Origin of the sequence: Paenibacillus provencensis, from assembly GCF_042678545.1 — a bacterium.
Classification (GTDB): domain Bacteria; phylum Bacillota; class Bacilli; order Paenibacillales; family Paenibacillaceae; genus Paenibacillus; species Paenibacillus provencensis.
In genome coordinates this window covers 807,995-827,563 of the sequence record NZ_JBHTKX010000001.1, presented here as the reverse complement: position 1 = coordinate 827,563, position 19,569 = coordinate 807,995, and the positions used below count along the sequence as shown (strand labels likewise).

Annotated in this window: 3 protein-coding genes; all 3 read right to left on the bottom strand. The window is 43.0% G+C overall.

Annotated elements, in window-relative coordinates:
• Positions 1-27: 27 nt before the first annotated feature.
• From ACFQ3J_RS03945 to ACFQ3J_RS03935, 3 genes are read right to left on the bottom strand one after another with little or no spacing between them, the layout of a single operon-like run.
• Complete coding sequence (locus tag ACFQ3J_RS03945; RefSeq protein ID WP_251581280.1) at positions 28-13,419, bottom strand: non-ribosomal peptide synthetase; 13,392 nt, start codon at positions 13,417-13,419, stop codon at positions 28-30.
• Complete coding sequence (locus ACFQ3J_RS03940) at positions 13,412-15,865, bottom strand: amino acid adenylation domain-containing protein (protein ID WP_251581279.1); 2,454 nt, start codon at positions 15,863-15,865, stop codon at positions 13,412-13,414. Before ACFQ3J_RS03940 ends, ACFQ3J_RS03945 begins: the two co-directional genes overlap by 8 nt.
• Positions 15,846-19,568 (bottom strand): condensation domain-containing protein, encoded by a 3,723-nt coding sequence (locus tag ACFQ3J_RS03935; protein ID WP_251581278.1) that lies wholly within the window; start codon positions 19,566-19,568, stop codon positions 15,846-15,848. The genes ACFQ3J_RS03940 and ACFQ3J_RS03935 overlap by 20 nt, the downstream gene beginning before the upstream one ends.
• Position 19,569: the final 1 nt, after the last annotated feature.

Here is a 19,569-nt window from a genome sequence, read left to right as displayed (position 1 = left end):
CCTCAACTCCTTCTCATCTTATCGAAATCAAAGCTCCTTGATGATATCCTCGATGTCGTCCAGCTCATCAAAAGTCAAATCTGAATCTGTGTAATCACTAGGTGTATACTCTTCCTCTCGATCAATACAATGATTGATTAAAGATTTCAAATGAGAATTAAATTGCTCCAGCCTAAGATTTGCCGTGTTCTCCCCGATTACTTCAGGATTGTAGCGATAAGTTAGTTTAAACTTGCTCTCACTGATCACACAGTTCCATTCTTCGTGATGTGTCATCCTGTTCAGTGGGCTGATTAGCTCACCCATAGGCATCGGTGAAAAATGGTCATCTCGGTTATTCTCATGATTCTCGAATTGACCTAGATAGTTAAATACAATGTCAGCGTTCGAGGCATTCAAGGCCTCCCCCATATCTGTAGTCAAATATTTGAGAACACCGTATCCCGCCCCTTTGTTCGGAATGCTGCGAAGCATCTCTTTCATGTTTCTAAGCGTATCACCCAAGTCTTGTGAGGAAGAGAGGATTACAGGATATATGGAAGTAAACCATCCAATCGTGCGACTCAAATCTGACCCATCTACTAAATCTTCTCTCCCGTGCCCCTCCAGATGAATGAGTATCTCCGTCTCGTAAGTCATAGCAAGAGCTGATAGCAGCAGATCATTCACTTCTGTATGATAAGCTCGATGAACCTCGGTTAAGAGCTGCAGGGTTACCGCTGCATCCAGTTCCATGCTTAATGTTGCGCTGTCTTTATATGTGCACGGTACCTGCTTACGACTATGAAGCGCTACAGCCCGTTCCTCTATTTCCTTCCAGTAAGATGCTTCTCTTTGATAATCCCCTCTCGCTGCTTGAGCAGTAAGACGATGACTCCAGTCAAAATAAGTGTCTGTATTATCCAGGATATAAGGTTCTTCTTCAGCAAGCATAGCGTTATAAATTTGCATTAAATCCTCGATGAGAATTCTCCAAGACACGCCATCAATAATTAAATGATGTATGGCAATGAGGAGATGATCTCCTTGATCTGTTCTGAATATCCCAAGCTTACACAGCATGCTAGCAATATCCATCTGCGAATGAATGGCAGTTGCCAAGTACTCCATTTGTGCAGCGTAATCTGTATGTTCTTCAAGCTCAAACGTATCCAGCGTATAGAACGGCCCTTGGTCCAAAGGGCATACGATTTGTTTAGTGACCGCATTCTCCTTGGTGAAGCGAATTCGAAGGGCATCATGTTCGGCAATCAGCTGAGCAAAGGAATCACGAAGCACCTGCTCATTCCATCCTCGCGCGTTATACAGCATCATCGACTGATTAAAGTGTCCCTCATCAACAAAGTTCTGTTCGAAGAACCAAATTTGAATTGGAGTGAGTGGGATTTCGCCAACCATAAGTCGTGATGATTCTCTTTTAATCTCTGTCCGTTCAAGGTATAGGGCGCACTCGGCGATCGTTGGATACAGCATTAAATGTTTAACCTGCAATTTCCACTTCAGCTTAGCAAGCTTCGATACAATTTGAATCGACCTGATGGAGTCTCCCCCGAGCGTAAAAAAGTTATCGTCCACACCCATTTGGGTAACACCAAGCACTTCTGACCATACTTCAGACAGAACAATTTCCTCCTCAGTCTGTGGAGCAACGTAGCTTTCTTGAATTAGATCGAGATCTGGATCTGGCAAAGCGCGATGGTCCAGCTTTCCATTTCGCGTCAACGGAAGCTGCGCAATGAATATGAAATATGATGGTATCATGTACTCAGGGACTCTTTCTTGTAGGAATCTCCTGACTTCCTGTGTTGATAGATTTGCAGAATTAACGAGATACGCACAAAGATAATGTCCTGTATCCGCCTTTCGAGCAATAACTACGGCCTCTTTCACCAAAGGGTGCTCCATGAGCCTGGTTTCAATTTCCCCTGGCTCGATCCGATGTCCACGAATCTTGACCTGATGATCTATTCTTGAGATGAATTCCAGGCTTCCATCTGGCAGCCATTTTACCTTATCACCTGAACGGTACACTCTCGGTTCGTTTAATGATGGTATAGATGCAAATCGGGTATGCGTCATTTCGGGTTCCCCGAGATATTCTTGCGCAAGTCCTTCCCCTGCAATATATAATTCCCCTGCTATTCCGATCGGCTGCAAATGTCCTTCCTCACTGACTACATAGGTCCTTGTATTGTGAATTGGCCGGCCAATGGGTACGGAATGCATGGTGTGAAGTGTTTCATCTACATTGTAGGTTGTCGCAAATACAGTGGTTTCCGTAGGCCCATAACCATTTGCAATCCGGTTCGCTCCCAAGTATTCATAAGCACTCTTCATATGAGGCTTTGAAGTCGCCTCTCCTCCGACGAATACCCGCTTTATATGTTTTAGTGACGTAACATCATAGTCAACCAAAGCGTTGAAGAGAGTTGTCGTTATGAAAAAGGAAGCTACGTGCTCCTTCTCTATTATTTCCGCTAGCTTAGCTATATCCAGAACATCTTCCTTTCGAATGACAATAAGTGTGCTTCCATTCAATAGTGAACCAAAAATTTCAAACGTTGACCCATCAAAAGCGTAATTGGACAACTGAAGAATCCGATCCTCTGGTGTAAGAACAACAAAGCCGTTATTAATCGAAGTCTTGACTACATTTTGATGCGTTGTTACAACACCTTTGGGCTCCCCTGTTGAACCAGAGGTATACATGATATAGGCAGGCATGTCTGGGTGAATCAGCACTATATCACTATTAATTGCTTCACTGTTACTCCAATGAAGTGGCTCTAGAGGTGCATATACACCATTAAAACCATTTATGATGGTGCCACTAGGAGCCGCCAAGATCGTAGCACCACTGTTGTTTAACATATAAGCAGTACGTTCATCAGGATATGAAGGATCGATTGGTACATAAGCACCGCCTGCCCGCAGAATCCCTAATATGCCCACTATCATTTCTATCGAACGCTCTGCGCGTAATCCGACGGCTGTACCCGGACGCAGACCTTTATCAATCAACACTGCAGCAAACTGTCTGGTCAGTCGGTTAAGCTCCGAGTAGGTCAAAGACTCTTCATTAAAATGAACAGCTGCATGATCCGGTCTTGATAATGCCTGTTCCTCAAACAACTCTATAATATTTTTCGAGCGAGGGTACGAGGCGCCTGTATTGTTAAAGCATTCGAGAATTTGCTTCTCTTCTTCAACGGTAATTAATTTGAGCTGGTGTAACTGCCCTTTCGGCTGCGAAGTCATTTGATCCAAGATATGAACAAAATGCTGTGTCATTCGATCGATCTGTTCTGCTTGGTACAGCTCCGTACTATACTCCACGGTCATCTTTAACAGACCATCATTATCATGAACTGCCCAGGTCATATCGAATTTGGCCGTACGGGTCGCCCATTCTAATGACTCAATATCCAACTGACTTAGATGAGCTGCTTCGGGCTTAGCATCTTGAAGCACAAACATGGTATCGAATAGTGGATTTCTGCCTGGGTCTCTATTCATACGAAGTTTCTCAATAAGTTCGTCCAATGGATATGCTCCGTGTTCAAAAGCCTGCAGGGTTGCTGTGCGAATAAGTTTAATCCATTCATCGACCTCATAATGGCCTTCAACACAATTACGGAGTGCAATGGTATTAACAAACATCCCGGCAATAGAAGCCGTATCCGAATGATACCTTCCGGCAACCGGTGTACCTACCACAATATCTTTCTCGGCCGTATATTTGGACAGGAGAACGTTGTATCCGGCAAGAAGCACCATAAACATCGTGGAATTTGTCCGAGTTGATAACTCCTTGAGCCGCTTGTACAGTTGAGAATCAAGTTCAAATGAGTACACTGCTCCCTCAAATCCTCTTCTCACCGGTCTTCTTCCTTCGGTTAGAATGTCGATTACTGCTGGGGACTCCTTAAATTTGCTAACCCAGAACTGTTCACTCGCCAAATAATCCGGTTCCGAACGCCTATGATTATGCCAGGTTGCATAATCCTTAAATTGAATAGACATTGGCTCTAACGCTTGACCTTCATATAACTTAATTAAGTCTTGATAGAGGATACCTGTTGATATTCCATCAGAAGCAATATGATGAGTATCTAATAGCAGTACATACTCATCATTAGACAAGTCATATAAACCAGCACGAATGAGTGGTGCTTCACTTAGATCGAAAGGACGTATAAATTCCCCTAAACAGGACTCGATATAAATATCTGAGGACAATCCTTGCGTATTTTCACCTCTAATAAGCTCAAATTCAATCTCATTTATAGAATGAATTCGCTGCCTGACTTCACCGTCGTCCATTCCATAGCTGGTTCGCAGCGATTCATGACGATGAATCAGCTTTCTAAGTGCAAGCTCCAAACGCTCTACAATTAATTTACCTTTCATTTTCATAACAATGGGCATATTGTAGCTGTTATTCGTCTCCTCAAACTGCTCTATTAGATACAGTCTTTTTTGCGCAGACGATACAGGATAGCTGACCTGTTCAGCTGCCATAGGAATCGGGTTATATTTTTGTTTGTGCCCTTTTTCTATAAGCCTGCTCATCTCCGCCAACGTTCCCGCGTTGAACAGCTCAGGTAAGGCAAGCTTAACTTCCCAGCGCTCATAGATGCGTGCTGCAAGCATCATTGCCTTTAGTGAATGTCCTCCAAGTAAGAAGAAGGAATCGGCAGATCCAACAGATTCTATACCCAGCAGATCGGACCAGAGATTAGCAAGCTCGATTTCAATGTCGGAGACGGGTTCGACGTATGAAGAAGAAGCTGTCATGGCGGGCTCAGGCAGTGCTTTTCGATCCACTTTTCCGTTGTGCGTTAGCGGAAGCGATTCAAGCAATATAAACACGGAAGGAATCATGTATTCAGGCAGAATAGTTCTGAGCTCCTGTTTCCATCCCATCATCAATTCATCTTCGCTGAACCCAAATCGGGAATGGCAAACAACATAAGCCACAAGCATTGAAGTCCCATTCCGATCTCTATGCCCCTTAGCGACGGCTTCACTTACGCCAGGCAGAGAATTGATCGCATTCTCAACCTCATCCGCTTCAATCCGGTTTCCTCTTATTTTTAACTGACCGTCAGCTCTGCTTATATAAGCCAGCTCTCCATTAGGCAGCCATTTTACGATATCGCCTGTTCGATAACTCCGCTCCTTCTCTTGGAAGACGTCTATAAACTTGCTGCTTGTCAGCTCTGGTTGACCTAAATATCCCTCTGCAAGGCCGTCACCTGCTATATAGAGCTCTCCCGGAATGCCTACTGGCTGAAGCTGATCATTTGCATTTACGACGTATAACCTAGTATTCTTTATCGGGCGTCCGATTGGTATATTTCTAGTGATCTTAATGTAATGATCCACCGAATACATGGATGCAAATACGGTTGTTTCTGTAGGTCCATAGGCGTTAATCATCCTATGCTCTCCCAGCGTATCAAGTGCCTTTAATACATGCTGGTAAGAAGCAGCTTCACCACCGAATATGATCTTGCGCAGGCTCTTCAAGCTATCAAGATCATATTCTACCAATGTATTGAACAACGCCGTTGTCATAAATTGTACGGTGATGTTTTCATTTCTAATCGTAGAGGTTAGTACAGAAACGTCCTGAAGCATTGTGCTTGGCAATAATACGAGCGTAGCTCCATTTAATAGTGTCCCAAAAATATCAAAGGTTGATCCATCAAATGCATAATTAGAGAGCTGCAGCATTCGATCTTCTGGGCCGAGCTCCACGTGACCGTTATTACAGCAAACATTTACGATACTCCTATGAGTCGTGATCACTCCTTTTGGCTGTCCCATTGACCCTGAAGTGTACATGATATAGGCTGGGTCAGCGGCTGTTGCATATGTTCTCGTTGAAATGAATGAATCTTCAGCGTAGTCTGCCGGCTCAGACATGGATAGTACTGCCCCCATAAATTGTGGAATACACTTTCCTTCTTCCGCAATCAGCCACTTTGCCCCGCTGTTCTCCAGCATGAAATGGAGCCTTTCATCTGGGAAGCTTGGATCTAGCGGAACATACGAAGCCCCAACCTTCAATACCGCCAATATAGAAACGATCATTTGAGGATTTCGATCAGTGAGCAACCCGACATAGCCGCCATGACGTATACCTTGTCTCCACAAGTAGCCTGCCATTCGAATGACACGGTCGTTTAATTCCTTGTACGTAATCTGCTGTTCTTGATACTTCAGGGCTGTATGTCCTGGTTGTTCTTTTACTCTTCGTTCAAATAGATCGATTAATGACAGATTATCCGGATACAAGGCCTTCGTTTGATTCCATTGTTTGAATTGCTCATATTCTGGCGCCGATAGCATTTCGAGATCTTTTATTTTCGTATTTCGGTGGATAAGCATTTCGTTTAGAAGTCGTTCATAGTGAACGGCCATTCTCTTAATAGAATCCTCATTCCATAGATCGGAACAATATTCAATCTCTGCCATCATTCGCCCTTCTTCTACTTGCCATGCCCAGGTCATATCAAATTTTGCTTGCTGGCCTCGCCATTTCATTGGCCGAACATTTAAATCCGGCAAAGCCGTACTATTCAATTTCATATCCTGGAGAACAAAAAGCGTGTCAAACAATGGATTTCTACTCGGACTAAAAGGAATGTTGAGCTTTTCGGTTAGACTGCTAAGTGAATAATCCCCGTGTTCAAAGGCGTCTAGTATATAATGTTTAAGGTTAGTAATATATTCGCCTGCTGTCTTTGCTGAATCCGCTCTAACCCGAAGCGGCAGTGTATTCACAAACATTCCTATCGTTTGTTGAGTATCCGCATGGTTACGCCCAGCAATCGGCGTTCCTACAACAATATCTTCTTCCCCTGTATACCTCGACAGTAGGATGTTATAAGCAGCAAGGAGCAGTGTGAAGGGAGTAGTACTATACTTTTCAGCTTCCTGCTGTAGAAGATGATAACTCTTCTCACCGAGCTCAAACCGATATATACTTCCCTGCGAGCTTTTGACTGCTGGGCGCTGATTATCCATTGGCAGCTCCGCTGTCCCTGCAAAATCCGAGTACTCCGTAAGCCAAAATTGCTCACTTTCTTCATAAGCTTTATCTTTAATCCGTTCGCTCTTCCATACCGCGTAGTCTTTATACTGAACTCTGACTGGTTTTAAAGGAAGCCCTTGATATAAAGTCATCAGCTCGTCGTATAGCAGCTCGGTAGAAACCCCATCTGAAATAATATGATGAGTATCGAACGCCAAGTAATGAAGCTCGGGATGGACGGTTAATAGAGATACCCGTAAAAGTGGGGCATTCTCCAATTGAAAAGGCTTTACAAATCCTGTCATCCATTTGTTTAGGTAGTCCTGTATGTCAACTTCCTCTGATTGGTCTTCCACAATAGAACGGGAGATTTGCCAATCAAGCTTACTCATATCGTATATCCTTTGAGAAAACTGACCTGATTCCAAATGAATCGATGTTCGTAATGCCTCATGGCGTCCAATAATTCGAACAAAAGAAGCCTCCAGCCTAGCGATATCAACGATGCCTTCAAGCTCAAACAGCATTGGCATATTATAGCTGAGTACAGCTTCTTCATGCTGATATGCATAATAAATCTGCTTCTGAAGATCGGTTAAAGGATACTCTGGATGCTCAGGTCCGGATTGAATAGCCATGTGAGGCTGCAGGTCTGACTGCTGAATCCAAGCAGACATATCTGCGAGAATCGGCATTTGAAAAATATCAGACAAAGACATTTTGACATTAAATGTTTGATGAATTTTGCCCACGAGCATCATTGCTCTAAGGGAATGACCACCAATCTCGAAGAAATGATCGTGAATTCCGATTTTGCTAATACCTAGAACTTCTTCCCATAAGCTGACCAGTACTTTCTGCGTTTCATTGGTTGCAGGGGCATAGTTATCACCTTGTTTCAGTTCCAGCCTCGGCAATACTCGTCGGTTCACCTTGCCATTGCTCGTTAGAGGAAGCTCTTCAAGCAGCATGAAAATCGTAGGAATCATATAATCTGGCAAGTAAGGTTTAAGTTCATTCTTCCAGCTGGCAATGGTAAAAGGTGTTAGTTTTAGCAGCCGTTTATCTTCAGCTACAACATATGCACCTAAATAGGAATGACCTTGTTCATCTGTATTAGCGACTACAATCGTCTCTTGAACTCCCTCTAGCATTCGAATTCGGGCTTCAATCTCACCTAGCTCAACACGATGTCCTCTGATTTTCACTTGCAGATCGATTCGTTCGACAAATTCAAGACTTCCATCCGGGAGTAATTTCACCCAATCTCCTGTTTTGTATAAACGGGACGACGATAAATTTGGGTCTACAATGAATCGCTCAGATGTGAGCTCTGGCCTGCCCAAATAAGCAAGTGCTACACCATCCCCGCCTATATATAATTCACCCGGTACCCCAATGGGCTGTCGTTTGCCCGATTTGTTTAACACATAGAGCAAGGTGTTATTTGTCGGACGGCCAATTGGAACGTGGGACGCTGAGCTGATCTCATGAAATGTCGAGAATACAGTCGATTCGGTTGGACCATACATATGAATAAGACGTCCTTCGCCAAGTACATCGAGTGCTCTTCCCACATGATTCACAGATACCTTCTCCCCGCCAAACAGCACTTTTCTGGTTCCCAAAAAGCAGCTCGGGTCGAAGTCAATAAGTGTATTGAACAAAGCTGTCGTTAGGAAAAGAACCGTGATGTGCTGACTCGAAATCACATCTGCCAAAGCTACAGCATGTAGCATCTCTGTACGCTCTATCAAGACAAGTGATGCACCATGGAGTAATGCGCCGAATATATCAAACGTTGCACCGTCAAAGGCATAGTTAGAAGCCTGGAGAAAGCGATCACTATCTTTAATCTGCAAATAACCGTTATTTATCATCGTTTTTACAACGTTACGGTGTGTCGCCAAAACTCCCTTTGGCGTCCCTGTTGATCCAGAAGTATACATAATGTATAGAGGCTGTGTAGATTTGATCTGACGGTAGTTTTCTAGATTGGAGCTAGATTGACCTGACCACAGCGCCGTATCGTAGTGTACGATTTCTCCTTCATAACCAGATACTTCATATTCATCAGATGCAATAACCAGGTGGGCTTGACTATCTCCGAGCATGAACAGTATCCGATCCTTCGGGAAGGTTGGATCGAGCGGAACATAAACGCCTCCAGCCTTTATCACTGCCAGAATGGACACGATCATATCCATTGAACGATTCATCAATAGTCCCACACGCTCTCCTGGACGCAATCCTTTCTCAGATATATACCTTGCTAATCGATTAGCAGCTTCGTTCAGTTCTTTGTAGGACATTTTGCTCGTGCCCATGATTAGAGCGTCTGCTTCACTTCTGATCCTACTTTGCTGCTCAAATAATTCAGCGATGTTCAGATGTGCAGGATAATCCACGCTGGTCTTGTTCCATTCGTCAAGCTGCTCTGCCTCAGTTGATGTCAGCAGCTCCACATCTCCGATACTTAGATCTGGAAATTCAAGAAGCTGGCTAAGAATATGGAAGTAGTGATGAGCAATTCTGTGGATCGTCTCTGCTGTCCATAGATCCGTCCGATACTCAATTCCGAGGTCCATCCCCTCCTCAGTTGAAGAACAAATCCATGTCATATCAAATTTGGAAGTGCCCTGATCCCATTCTGAATAGTGCACACTAAGCTCCGTATTAGCCAGCTGCTCCATTCCCTGGTCTTGTACAACAAACATCGTCTCAAACAACGGATGACGTCTATGATCAGTAGATAGAGAAAGTCGATTAATTAATTTCTGTAAAGGGTACGTTCCGTGCTCAAACGCAGACAGGACTTGTTTATGAACAGAATCCAGGTATTCCCGAACGAGCATTCCTGGATCAGGAGTCGTCCGAATCGCCAGTGTGTTTGCAAACATTCCTGTCAGACTCTCTTCTCCCACTGCTCCCCTTAACGAGAAAGGTGTGCCAACCACGATGTCATCTTCTCCTGAGTATTTGGCGAGTAGAACCTGGAATGCCGCCATCATTATCATAAATAAGGTATCGTGACGAGCGGCAGAGATCTGCCGCAATTTACTCTCAAGCTCAGCAGGCATTTCGAAGCGCAGACGCTGACCCTTGAAGCTCCGATGTACGGGTCTAACATAATCCGTAGGAATATCGATGACCGCTGGCTCATGCTTAAATTTGGACAGCCAGTAACGCTCACTGCTTTCGTAGCCCTTCTCATCCATTTCCGATTCCCAAACCGCAAAATCTTTATACTGAATACGAAGTTCTGGCAGCTGTTGATTCTCGTATAATGCGATCAAGTCCTTCAGTAGAATATGAATAGACATCCCATCCGAGATAATATGATGCATATCTAACAGAAGAACGTGATGATCATCGGCAAATGTCATAAGACCTGCTCTAAAGAGAGGTGCCTGTCCCAGATCAAAAGGAACAATGAATTGACTTGCAATTCGTTTAACTGCCTCATCCGATAATTCATGATGCCTTAACATTTCCTGTTGTAATACGAACGGTTCTAAAGCTTCCACTTGATGTACTCTTTGACATAGCTCACCATTTTGTATCTCAAAAGACGTTCTAAGCACCTCGTGTCTTCGAATGAGAGCTAGTAAGCTCTCCACAAGCTTTTCTATCTTAAGTTCGCCCTTTAATTCCACAGTGATGGGCATGTTATAGCTTGTCTCGGCATTCTCAAATTGCTGAACGATATATAGCCGTTTTTGAATAGAAGAAGCAGGGTAGAGATCCTGCACAGCTGCTGGCTGAATCTTTAATATGTCAGTTTTCTGTTTAGAAACCATCCATTCAGCCATTTCTCGTATCGTCGGAAGCTTAAATACATCCTGTAATGAAATATTGATTTCTAAGTTTTTTTGTATCTTTGCCGCGAGCATCATCGCTTTGAGTGAATGACCCCCGATTTCAAAGAAATGTTCATCGATACCTATTCTCTGAACATGGAGTATTTCTTCCCATAGCGAAATTAATTTCTCTTCTAATTCATTCGTAGGTGCTATATAACTGTCGTTTTCCAGTTTCTCAGGTGCAGGCAATGCCTTATGATCCAATTTTCCATTAGAGGTTTTTGGAAGTGTACTTAAAGTAATAAAAGTACTTGGTATCATAAACTCGGGAAGCGTTTGTCGTAATTGTTTTTTCCACTTTTGCACACTGTAGTCGGTTCCTTCCGGAACAACATAAGCGCATAGGTAAGAATGTCCATGCTGGTCACGCTGAGCGGTAACTACCGCCTCTTTGATCGAATCCGTTTCGGCAAGCTTCCCTTGGATTTCTGTCAGCTCCACTCGATTACCACGAATTTTCACTTGCTGATCAATTCTGCCTCTGTATTCCAGTAATCCATCAGGAAGCCATCTTACTAAATCTCCTGTTCGATACATTGTTTGGCCTGGTTCAAAAGGACATGGGACAAAGCGTTCGTCAGTTAGGTCTTGCTGGCTCAGATAACCTTCAGCCAGCCCGTCGCCAGTAACACAGAGTTCACCAGGAACACCTACGGGCTGAAGCTGATCCGCTTGATTAAGAACGTAAACCTTTGTGTTATGGATGGGTTTCCCAATTGGCACTGTATCGTAAGCCAACAAATTCCCGTCTACTGAATATGTCGATGCGAAGACGGTTGTTTCTGTAGGTCCATATCCATTGACCAATCTGTTCTCTCCGAGTACTTCAAGCGCTCTTGCAACATGGCTTTTAGAGGCGGCTTCTCCTCCGAAGAATAGCTTTCTTACATATTTAAGGCTGTGAACATCCCAATCGACAAGTGTATTAAATAAGGCCGCCGTCATGAAGCAAGATGTAATTTTCTGTGTGAGCATAGTTTTGGCCAGTTCTTGAACGTTTAGCATTTGTTGTCTAGAAATAAGGATGAGAGAAGCACCGTTTAACAAGGCTCCAAAAATCTCATAGGTTGATCCGTCAAAAGCATAATTGGATAGCTGTAATATACGATCTGACTCCTGTACGTCCATAAATCCGTTGTTAACCGAGGTTTTGACAATATTACGATGGGTTGTCACTACCCCTTTTGGCTTTCCAGTAGAACCCGAAGTATACATAATATATGCAGGGCACTCAGCTGAAATGGAAGAAGCCGGGATCGGAACCTCTGTCATCTCTTTTACATTATTTACGTCATCAATGGAAAGGATCTTTCCATCATAATCTTTTATAATTTGTTCTTTATCCGCAATAAGCCAACTTGCCTTGCTGTCGGTGAGAATATTGCTGATCCTTTCATTTGGAAAAGCAGGATCAATCGGGACATAGATACTGCCTGTTCTTAAGATCGCGAATATAGAAATGATCATTTCCATCGAGCGATCGGCTAACATACCAATCGTGTCTCCGGATCTTACTCCCTTCTTCAGCGAAGCCGAAGCCACAGATTCAATACGCTGATCAAGCTCTCTGTATGTTAGTTGCTCATCTCCCATAATAAGAGCTGGGTGATCTGGATACATCAATACTTGCTTCTTAAACAAGCTAACAATAGAATCATTTCTCGGATATGCTGCAGTTGTGGCATTAAACTGCTCAAGCTTCTCTTTTTCTTCCATGGTCAATATTTTTGCCGTATCTAAGATACTATCCGTCTGATGGATCATGCAATCCATAATCTTGAGATATACGTCAAAAAGCCGATCAGTGAAGTCCCTTTCGTACATGGATACCATCTTGACAGATAATTCACCAAGCGTTACTGAGACGCTAAAATCTAGTAAAGTGTTTGTTCTTTCGAAGCTAAAGGGCATAAAATCAAACAAACCTTCATTAAGTGTTTCGTAAACATGGAAATCTATAAAATTGAAAGCAGTATCGAAGAATGGATTTTCCATGTTGCTTTGTTCTTCTTCCACAGCTTTTTGGATTTGAACTAAAGAAAGTCTTCCGTACTTTTTTAGTTCATTTTGTTTGACATTAACGTGCTGCACGATTTCTCCCCAACTCATTCCTGGATGGAAAATCGTACGGAGCGGAACCGTATTTAAGAAGCATCCCAACATGCGAGCTCCATCTTGAGAGACTGGGCGACCATTTTCTACAAGGCCGATCAAGATATCATTTTCATATGAGAACATGTACAGTGTACTGATGTAGGCAGCTAAACATATGGATTTTACAGTGACTTTTTGCTGTTGTGCAGCTCTCTGCAAATGGATATACCGATCTGAAGATAGTGTCTTGATGGAAGTGCTTGATTCATTAACCTTGCTTAATTTTGGCTGTTCAGGGAATTCATATTTGCGATAATCACTCAGCTCAGCACGCCAGTAATCGAACATCTCTTGATTCGAAGAAAGGGCCAGCTGTTCAATTACATAATCTCTGTAGGTTGACTTTATGGGATTAAGCAATGACTTCTTCCTCCTTCAACATGCCGCATAAATTTAATAACTCAGACATAAAGACAGCTACGCTCCAGCCATCGAGTATCGCATGATGAAAGATCCAGCCAATATACGTTTCTTCATTCGAAGTAAATAGTACAATTCTCCAGAGAGGCGCTTGATGAATATCAAAAGGCTGCTCACGATCTTTTATTAAATAATTCGTAATTTCCGATTCCACGTCCGAGGAGGTTAATCGTACTTCCCTCACTTCAAAATTGACTTGCTCACAAACATATTGAACAGGCACAGGAAAATCAGAGATATTGAAGCCTGTACGCAAAATAGAATGCCTGCTGGCTAGCACACTCATGATCCCATGTAGCTTAGAGGTTGTTACTTGAAGCCCATTAATACGGTATATGAATTGGTCGTGATACACCCCTTCGCCTTGATGCTTTATGTAGTGAAAGACCATGCCTTGTTGAATGTCGCTCATAGGAAACAGATCCAGAACGTGTTGTGGAAGAAATGAACGATATAATGGGTTTTCCATCCATTCCTTTCTTTGTTCGATCAGCTTTGCTTCTATTATTCTTTTTTCTTCATCGATTGTATTCGTTACTTTACTGTTCCGAATCAAGCTTCTAATCGTTGGGTATTTATATAAATCAATGATTTCCATACTCGTACCAAGCTCTTTATTGGTCATACTTATAAGCTCGATTGCCCTGATCGAATCCCCGCCTAGTTCAAAATAATTACTTTCTACACCCATATTGGTGTGGTGAAGAAGCTCTTGCCAAATACGGAGCATATTTTCCTCCATGAGGCTCTCTGGCAGGACGAGCTCGGCTGTCTTATTCGACTCAGAAAGAGCACCGGGGGTCGGTAGTAACTTCACATCCACTTTATTGTTTGTAGTCATAGGTATCTCTTGCATGTGGAAAAAGTGAGCTGGAAGCATATACTGCGGAAGATGCAGTGACAAATGTTTTCTTAGATTCCCAGCTTGGTGAGAGCGTTCAGATACATAATAGGCGCACAATTTATCTTCATTGAACCGGTCCTTTTTGACAGTTACGACTGCTTGCTGAACCCCATCGAATTGCAACAATCTGGATTCTATTTCACCTAATTCAATCCGATAGCCTCTAATTTTAACCTGATGATCCATCCGGCCAAGATACTCTAGTTCACCATCCATATTCCAACGGGCTAAATCTCCTGTCCGATATAAACGCTTACCAGGAAGGAAAGGAAGCGTTACAAAACGAGCTTCTGTCAGTTCCGGCCGATTTATATATCCTCTTGCAACCCCATCTCCTGCGACATAGATCTCTCCCTCTACACCGATAGGCACAAGTTCACGTTTATCATCTAAAATATAGATTTGAAGGGTAGGAATCGGTTTCCCAATCTTACTGGCACGACTGTTTATTTCTATCATACCTATCTCTTTATATGTGACGTGAACCGTTGTCTCCGTAATACCATACATATTAATCAGCTTCGTTTTCGGAAAATGCTGATTAAAGCTGGCTAACATTGCAGGCTGAAGCGCCTCACCACCAAAGATGACCGTCCGTACTTTAAGGCTGCTATTCTTAACCGTTAATGCGATCCTAGCCAGCTGATAAAATGCAGTGGGCGTCTGATTGAGCACGGTTACCTGCTCTTCTTGCAACAAATGAAGAAATTTAGCCGGCTCACGGGACACAGCTTGTGGAACAATTACCAGAGTGCCGCCATACAATAGGGCTCCGTACATTTCCCAGACAGAAAAATCAAAGCAGAAAGAATGGAACAAAGTCCATACATCCTTCTCGCTAAAGTCAAATAAATTTCTATCATTAAATAGAAGCCGTACAACATTCCGGTGCTCTATCATTACTCCTTTGGGTTGTCCTGTAGATCCGGAAGTATAGATGATGTAAGCAAGGTCTGAGGATGCACTCGTATGATGTTGAACGGCTGGCTGACTATAACCTGGCAAGATGGAGACATCGTTTGGATTTACGACAGGGATATCCAATCCTTCTGGAACCAGCGAAATATCCTGAGCGATACATAGTACGGCTCCACTGTCCTTCAGCATATAACTGATCCGGTCTTCAGGATACTCCGTGTCAATCGGCATATAAGCAGCGCCTGCTTTTAGTACAGCGAGAATTGAAACGACCATATCCATCGTTCTTGGACAGAGAATGCCTACAATTTGGTTTGGCGTTATTCGCCTTGAACGAATAACCTCTGCTAATTCCTCCGCTCTGCTATTCAGCTCATCGTAGGTCAGCTGCTGATCTTCAAATTTGATAGCAATACGGCTGCCGGATTGTTGTACTTGTCTCTCGAACAAAGTCTGAATCGTCATCTCTGAGGGGTAATTAGCATGCGTGTCGTTAAAATCATAAAGAAGTCTTCGCCTCTCCTGATCGGGCATGAAATTTAAACTAGACAGTTTGATAATCAACAACCCCTTCCAATATTGTTGTGTAAAATTCCAGCAGCCTCTCGATCGTCTCTCTCCGGTATAAATCCGTATTATATTCCATTCGCAGCTTGAGCACGTCAGACTCCTCATACACATGAAGTATTAGGTCATACTTTGACGTATCGCCTGTTTCAATTTTCATATGGGCTGTGGTCTGTCCTAACGCATACTGATGCGTAAATTCGTTTTGCAGCGTAAACATCACTTGAAGGGGAGAACGAAGTGAACCTGACTCTCTCTCTGAAATGTTGTTCAGCACCATTTCCAAAGGCACATCTTGGTGTTGATAAGCTCCAAGGGCTGTGTTTTTCACTTGATCCAGCAGTTCGTCAAATGTCATCTCATCCGCAATCTCTACTTTCATAACGACTGTGTTCGCAAGGAAACCGATAAGTTTATCTGTATCTGGCCTTTTTCTATTCGCCATCACTGTCGTAATAGGTAGTTCTGCTTGTCCAGTGAATCGATGGATTAGGTAAGAGTAGGTCGCGAACAAGAGCATAAAAAGTGTTGCGTTCGTTCGAGCTACTTTCTCGTAAGCCAGTTTGGTAACACGAGGGCTAACGATTTTTTCGAGTGTATCCCCAGCAAATCTCGGATTTTCAGTTGATAGAGTATCATATGGCACCTGCAAGGACATATTTTCTCCTTCTATGTGCTTTTTCCAATACTCTGCTTTACGATATAAAAATGAGGACGAGGTGTTCTCTAGCTCGGATTGCCATAAGATGTAATCAGAGTAGCTCACCGTTTCAGCCGGTTCCTCTATATTTCCGTGCAAATAGAGATGTATGAGTTCGTTCGTAAAAATCTCAACTGACCAGCCGTCTGACATAATATGATGCATGGACACAACCAGCGTATGGTCTTCTATGCTATTAGCTAATAGAGTACAGCGAATGCAATGGTCATTGATAAGGTCAAAGCGTCTGTTCGCCTCGTTCTTAATGTATGTGTTACGGTGCAGTTCTCGTTCTTCCTCACTCCACTCTTTCAAATCTACAAATTGAACGTAAGGCACGACATGATCCTCGATATACTGATAGGGACTATTGTTATCCACACCGAATCTAACTCGCAGTGCTTCATGTCGTCCGAATAAAGTTAGAAGACTTCCATAGAGTGTGTCATATTGAAGTTCACCTTGAAACCTGATAGAGAATGTGGAAGTGTAGAATGGGCTGTCCGGGACCATCATATGCAAGAACCATTGACTCTTTTGTTTAAGTGTCAGGGGCAGCCTCTCACTTTTATGAGAACGGACGGGTATCGTTAAGAACTCCTCTTGCTCCTCTGCGTCACTCAACAACTCTAACAAGCCGGCTACTGTTGCCTGTTTAAAGAATTGTGCAGCAGTGATCTGAATAGAATACCGTCTATAAATCATTGTGATCAGCTTGGACATTTTAAGAGAATCGCCACCTAGCTGAAAAAAATCCTCGTGTTCGGACAGTTCCGTTAAACCTAGGACCTTACAGAAACAATCAGCCAAAAAGGCGGCCTTCTCTTCTGTATTCTGGTCCTTTCCTACTCCTTTTGCTTGAATACGGTATAATTCGATCCGGCTTGGATTCAGATGGTTCTCTTCCAATAAATTTCTTATGGCCAAATAAAGAGCAGATTCCGAAATTAATCCTTCATCTAATGAGTACTGAACCCTCACCCGAGTATTTTCATCGATTGTATCGGTAATAGTCTCCTGTTCTTCTTGAATTTTTTCTATTAATCTACTCTTCTGTACACGTTCTTCTATTAACTGTTCCAATTCATATAGCAGCTCGTCGTAACAACCCTGCATTAAATCACTCACAAGCTGCAGCCTCTGGATCTTGCCGGTAGGCGTACGGTGGAAATTCTCTCTCCTGACCGGAATTACATATCTCGGATAAACTCCAAACTGTCTTGAAATAACTCCTCTTAGATGTTGTATAAGTAAGATGCTGAAATCAGGTTCGTTGTGTATCGGACTAAAAAACAGTAATAGATGATCATTTCCATTCTCTCCTCCGGACATGCCAGCAGCAGCTACATATCCAGGAACGATTCCTTCGACTTCTTTCATGGCAGCTTCAACTTCAAAGTTATATACATTCTTGGCGTTAATAATAAGAACATCTTTCTCTCTTCCAGTGAGGATAAGACTTCCGTTTTTTACAAAGCCAAGATCACCTGTTTCAAACCATCCATTCTCTGTAAATGCTTCCTTCGTTGCAGCCTCATTCTTGTAGTAACTGTCAATGACTGTACTTCCTCTGAGCTGCACTTTGCCAACCACGCCTTCACCAAGCTCAGATCCATTCGGATCCGAGATACGAAGCTCTACTCCTGGGATGACATTTCCAACCTCAGCAAAAGCTACGGACGTATTGCTGTCATTCCATTCACCAAATATTAAATGATCCTCCAGGCTGTCTTTGCGAACGAAATATACTCCCGTTGATGGAGAGTCATCTAGTTGTTGTCCAAAGCATAAGCTTCCTGAAAATTCGGACATTCCATAAGCGGGAATAATGCAGTGATTACTTAATCCAAAACGAGCTAGTTTTCTTAGAAAGTTTTTCGCTGTCATCACTGAAATGGGCTGACCTACATTTAATAGGATTCTTACTGAAGACAAATCCCAATGATCATCAATACTTTCTTCGTTGAGTTGATTGATCTGATCGTATCCAAAATTAGGAGACCAGGAAAAGGTCACCCGATGCAAGCTCATATCCTCCAGCCATACAGCCGGACGTGATAGAAAACGCTCAACAGGACTTAGAACTTGTTCGCTGCCGATCACCATGCCAAGAATATGGTTGGTTAGAAGACCTCCTGCATGATACAGTGGCATCCAATTTAAAGTGACTTCATTCTCAGTTAATTGTAAATGTCGCTGAATACCAATGATGTTGGATAATATATTTGAATTTCTGTAAGAAACGCACTTTGGAATGCCTGTTGTGCCTGAGGTGAATAGGAACATAGCATAGTCCTCGGCATTCGCTGGATGACGATATGAAGAAGGGATGGATTGAAGCAAATCGTTCGTTGATACGATTCTGTCCGTCGCATGATGAAGTGGTTGATCGGTTACGATCAGTGGAGATTCGAGGAGAACTTGCACCTTCTCGAATTTTTTTCTTTCTGCGTGATTAGCTGAGAGCTGCAATGTGTTTTTCATAGGTGCTGGGAGAAACCCGCCCATGATGCAGCTCCAGAAGAGGATAACAAAGTGATCAATTCTTTCGATCTGAAAAATGACTTTATCACCTGGTTTAAGCCCTTGAGCAACAAGTCCGCCAAGCATCCGCTCTGCCTGCAGTGATAACTCAGCGTAATTCGAAGTTATGATTTCGCCACTGTTTAAATAGTAATGAATTTTTTTGGCGGGACACTTAAGGACCGTTCGATCGAAGGCTTCAATTAAAGTATGCGGGTCACTATCGTTCCAAGTTAACGGCTTCCCTATTAGATGAGATGAATGCTGCTCATTCGGTCCACTTAATTCCTCCCTCAACTTCACTGTCGGCTTGGAATATGTAAAATGCTCCCCCCTCGTTAGTAAAACGGAGGCTGGGTTACGGTTTGTATCATCTAAGCAGGCTAAACTGGTTTGTTTTTCATGGAGAGTTACCTTTACATTAGTTAGCTTATAAAGTTGTCGAATACGTTGTTCAAGCAAGCAGGCTAACATCATT

What these genes read in the sequence shown, in the direction of transcription:
- ACFQ3J_RS03935 (WP_251581278.1), bottom strand. Translation starts at nt 19,568, where the DNA reads ATGATGTTAGCCTGCTTGCTTGAACAACGTATTCGACAACTTTATAAG.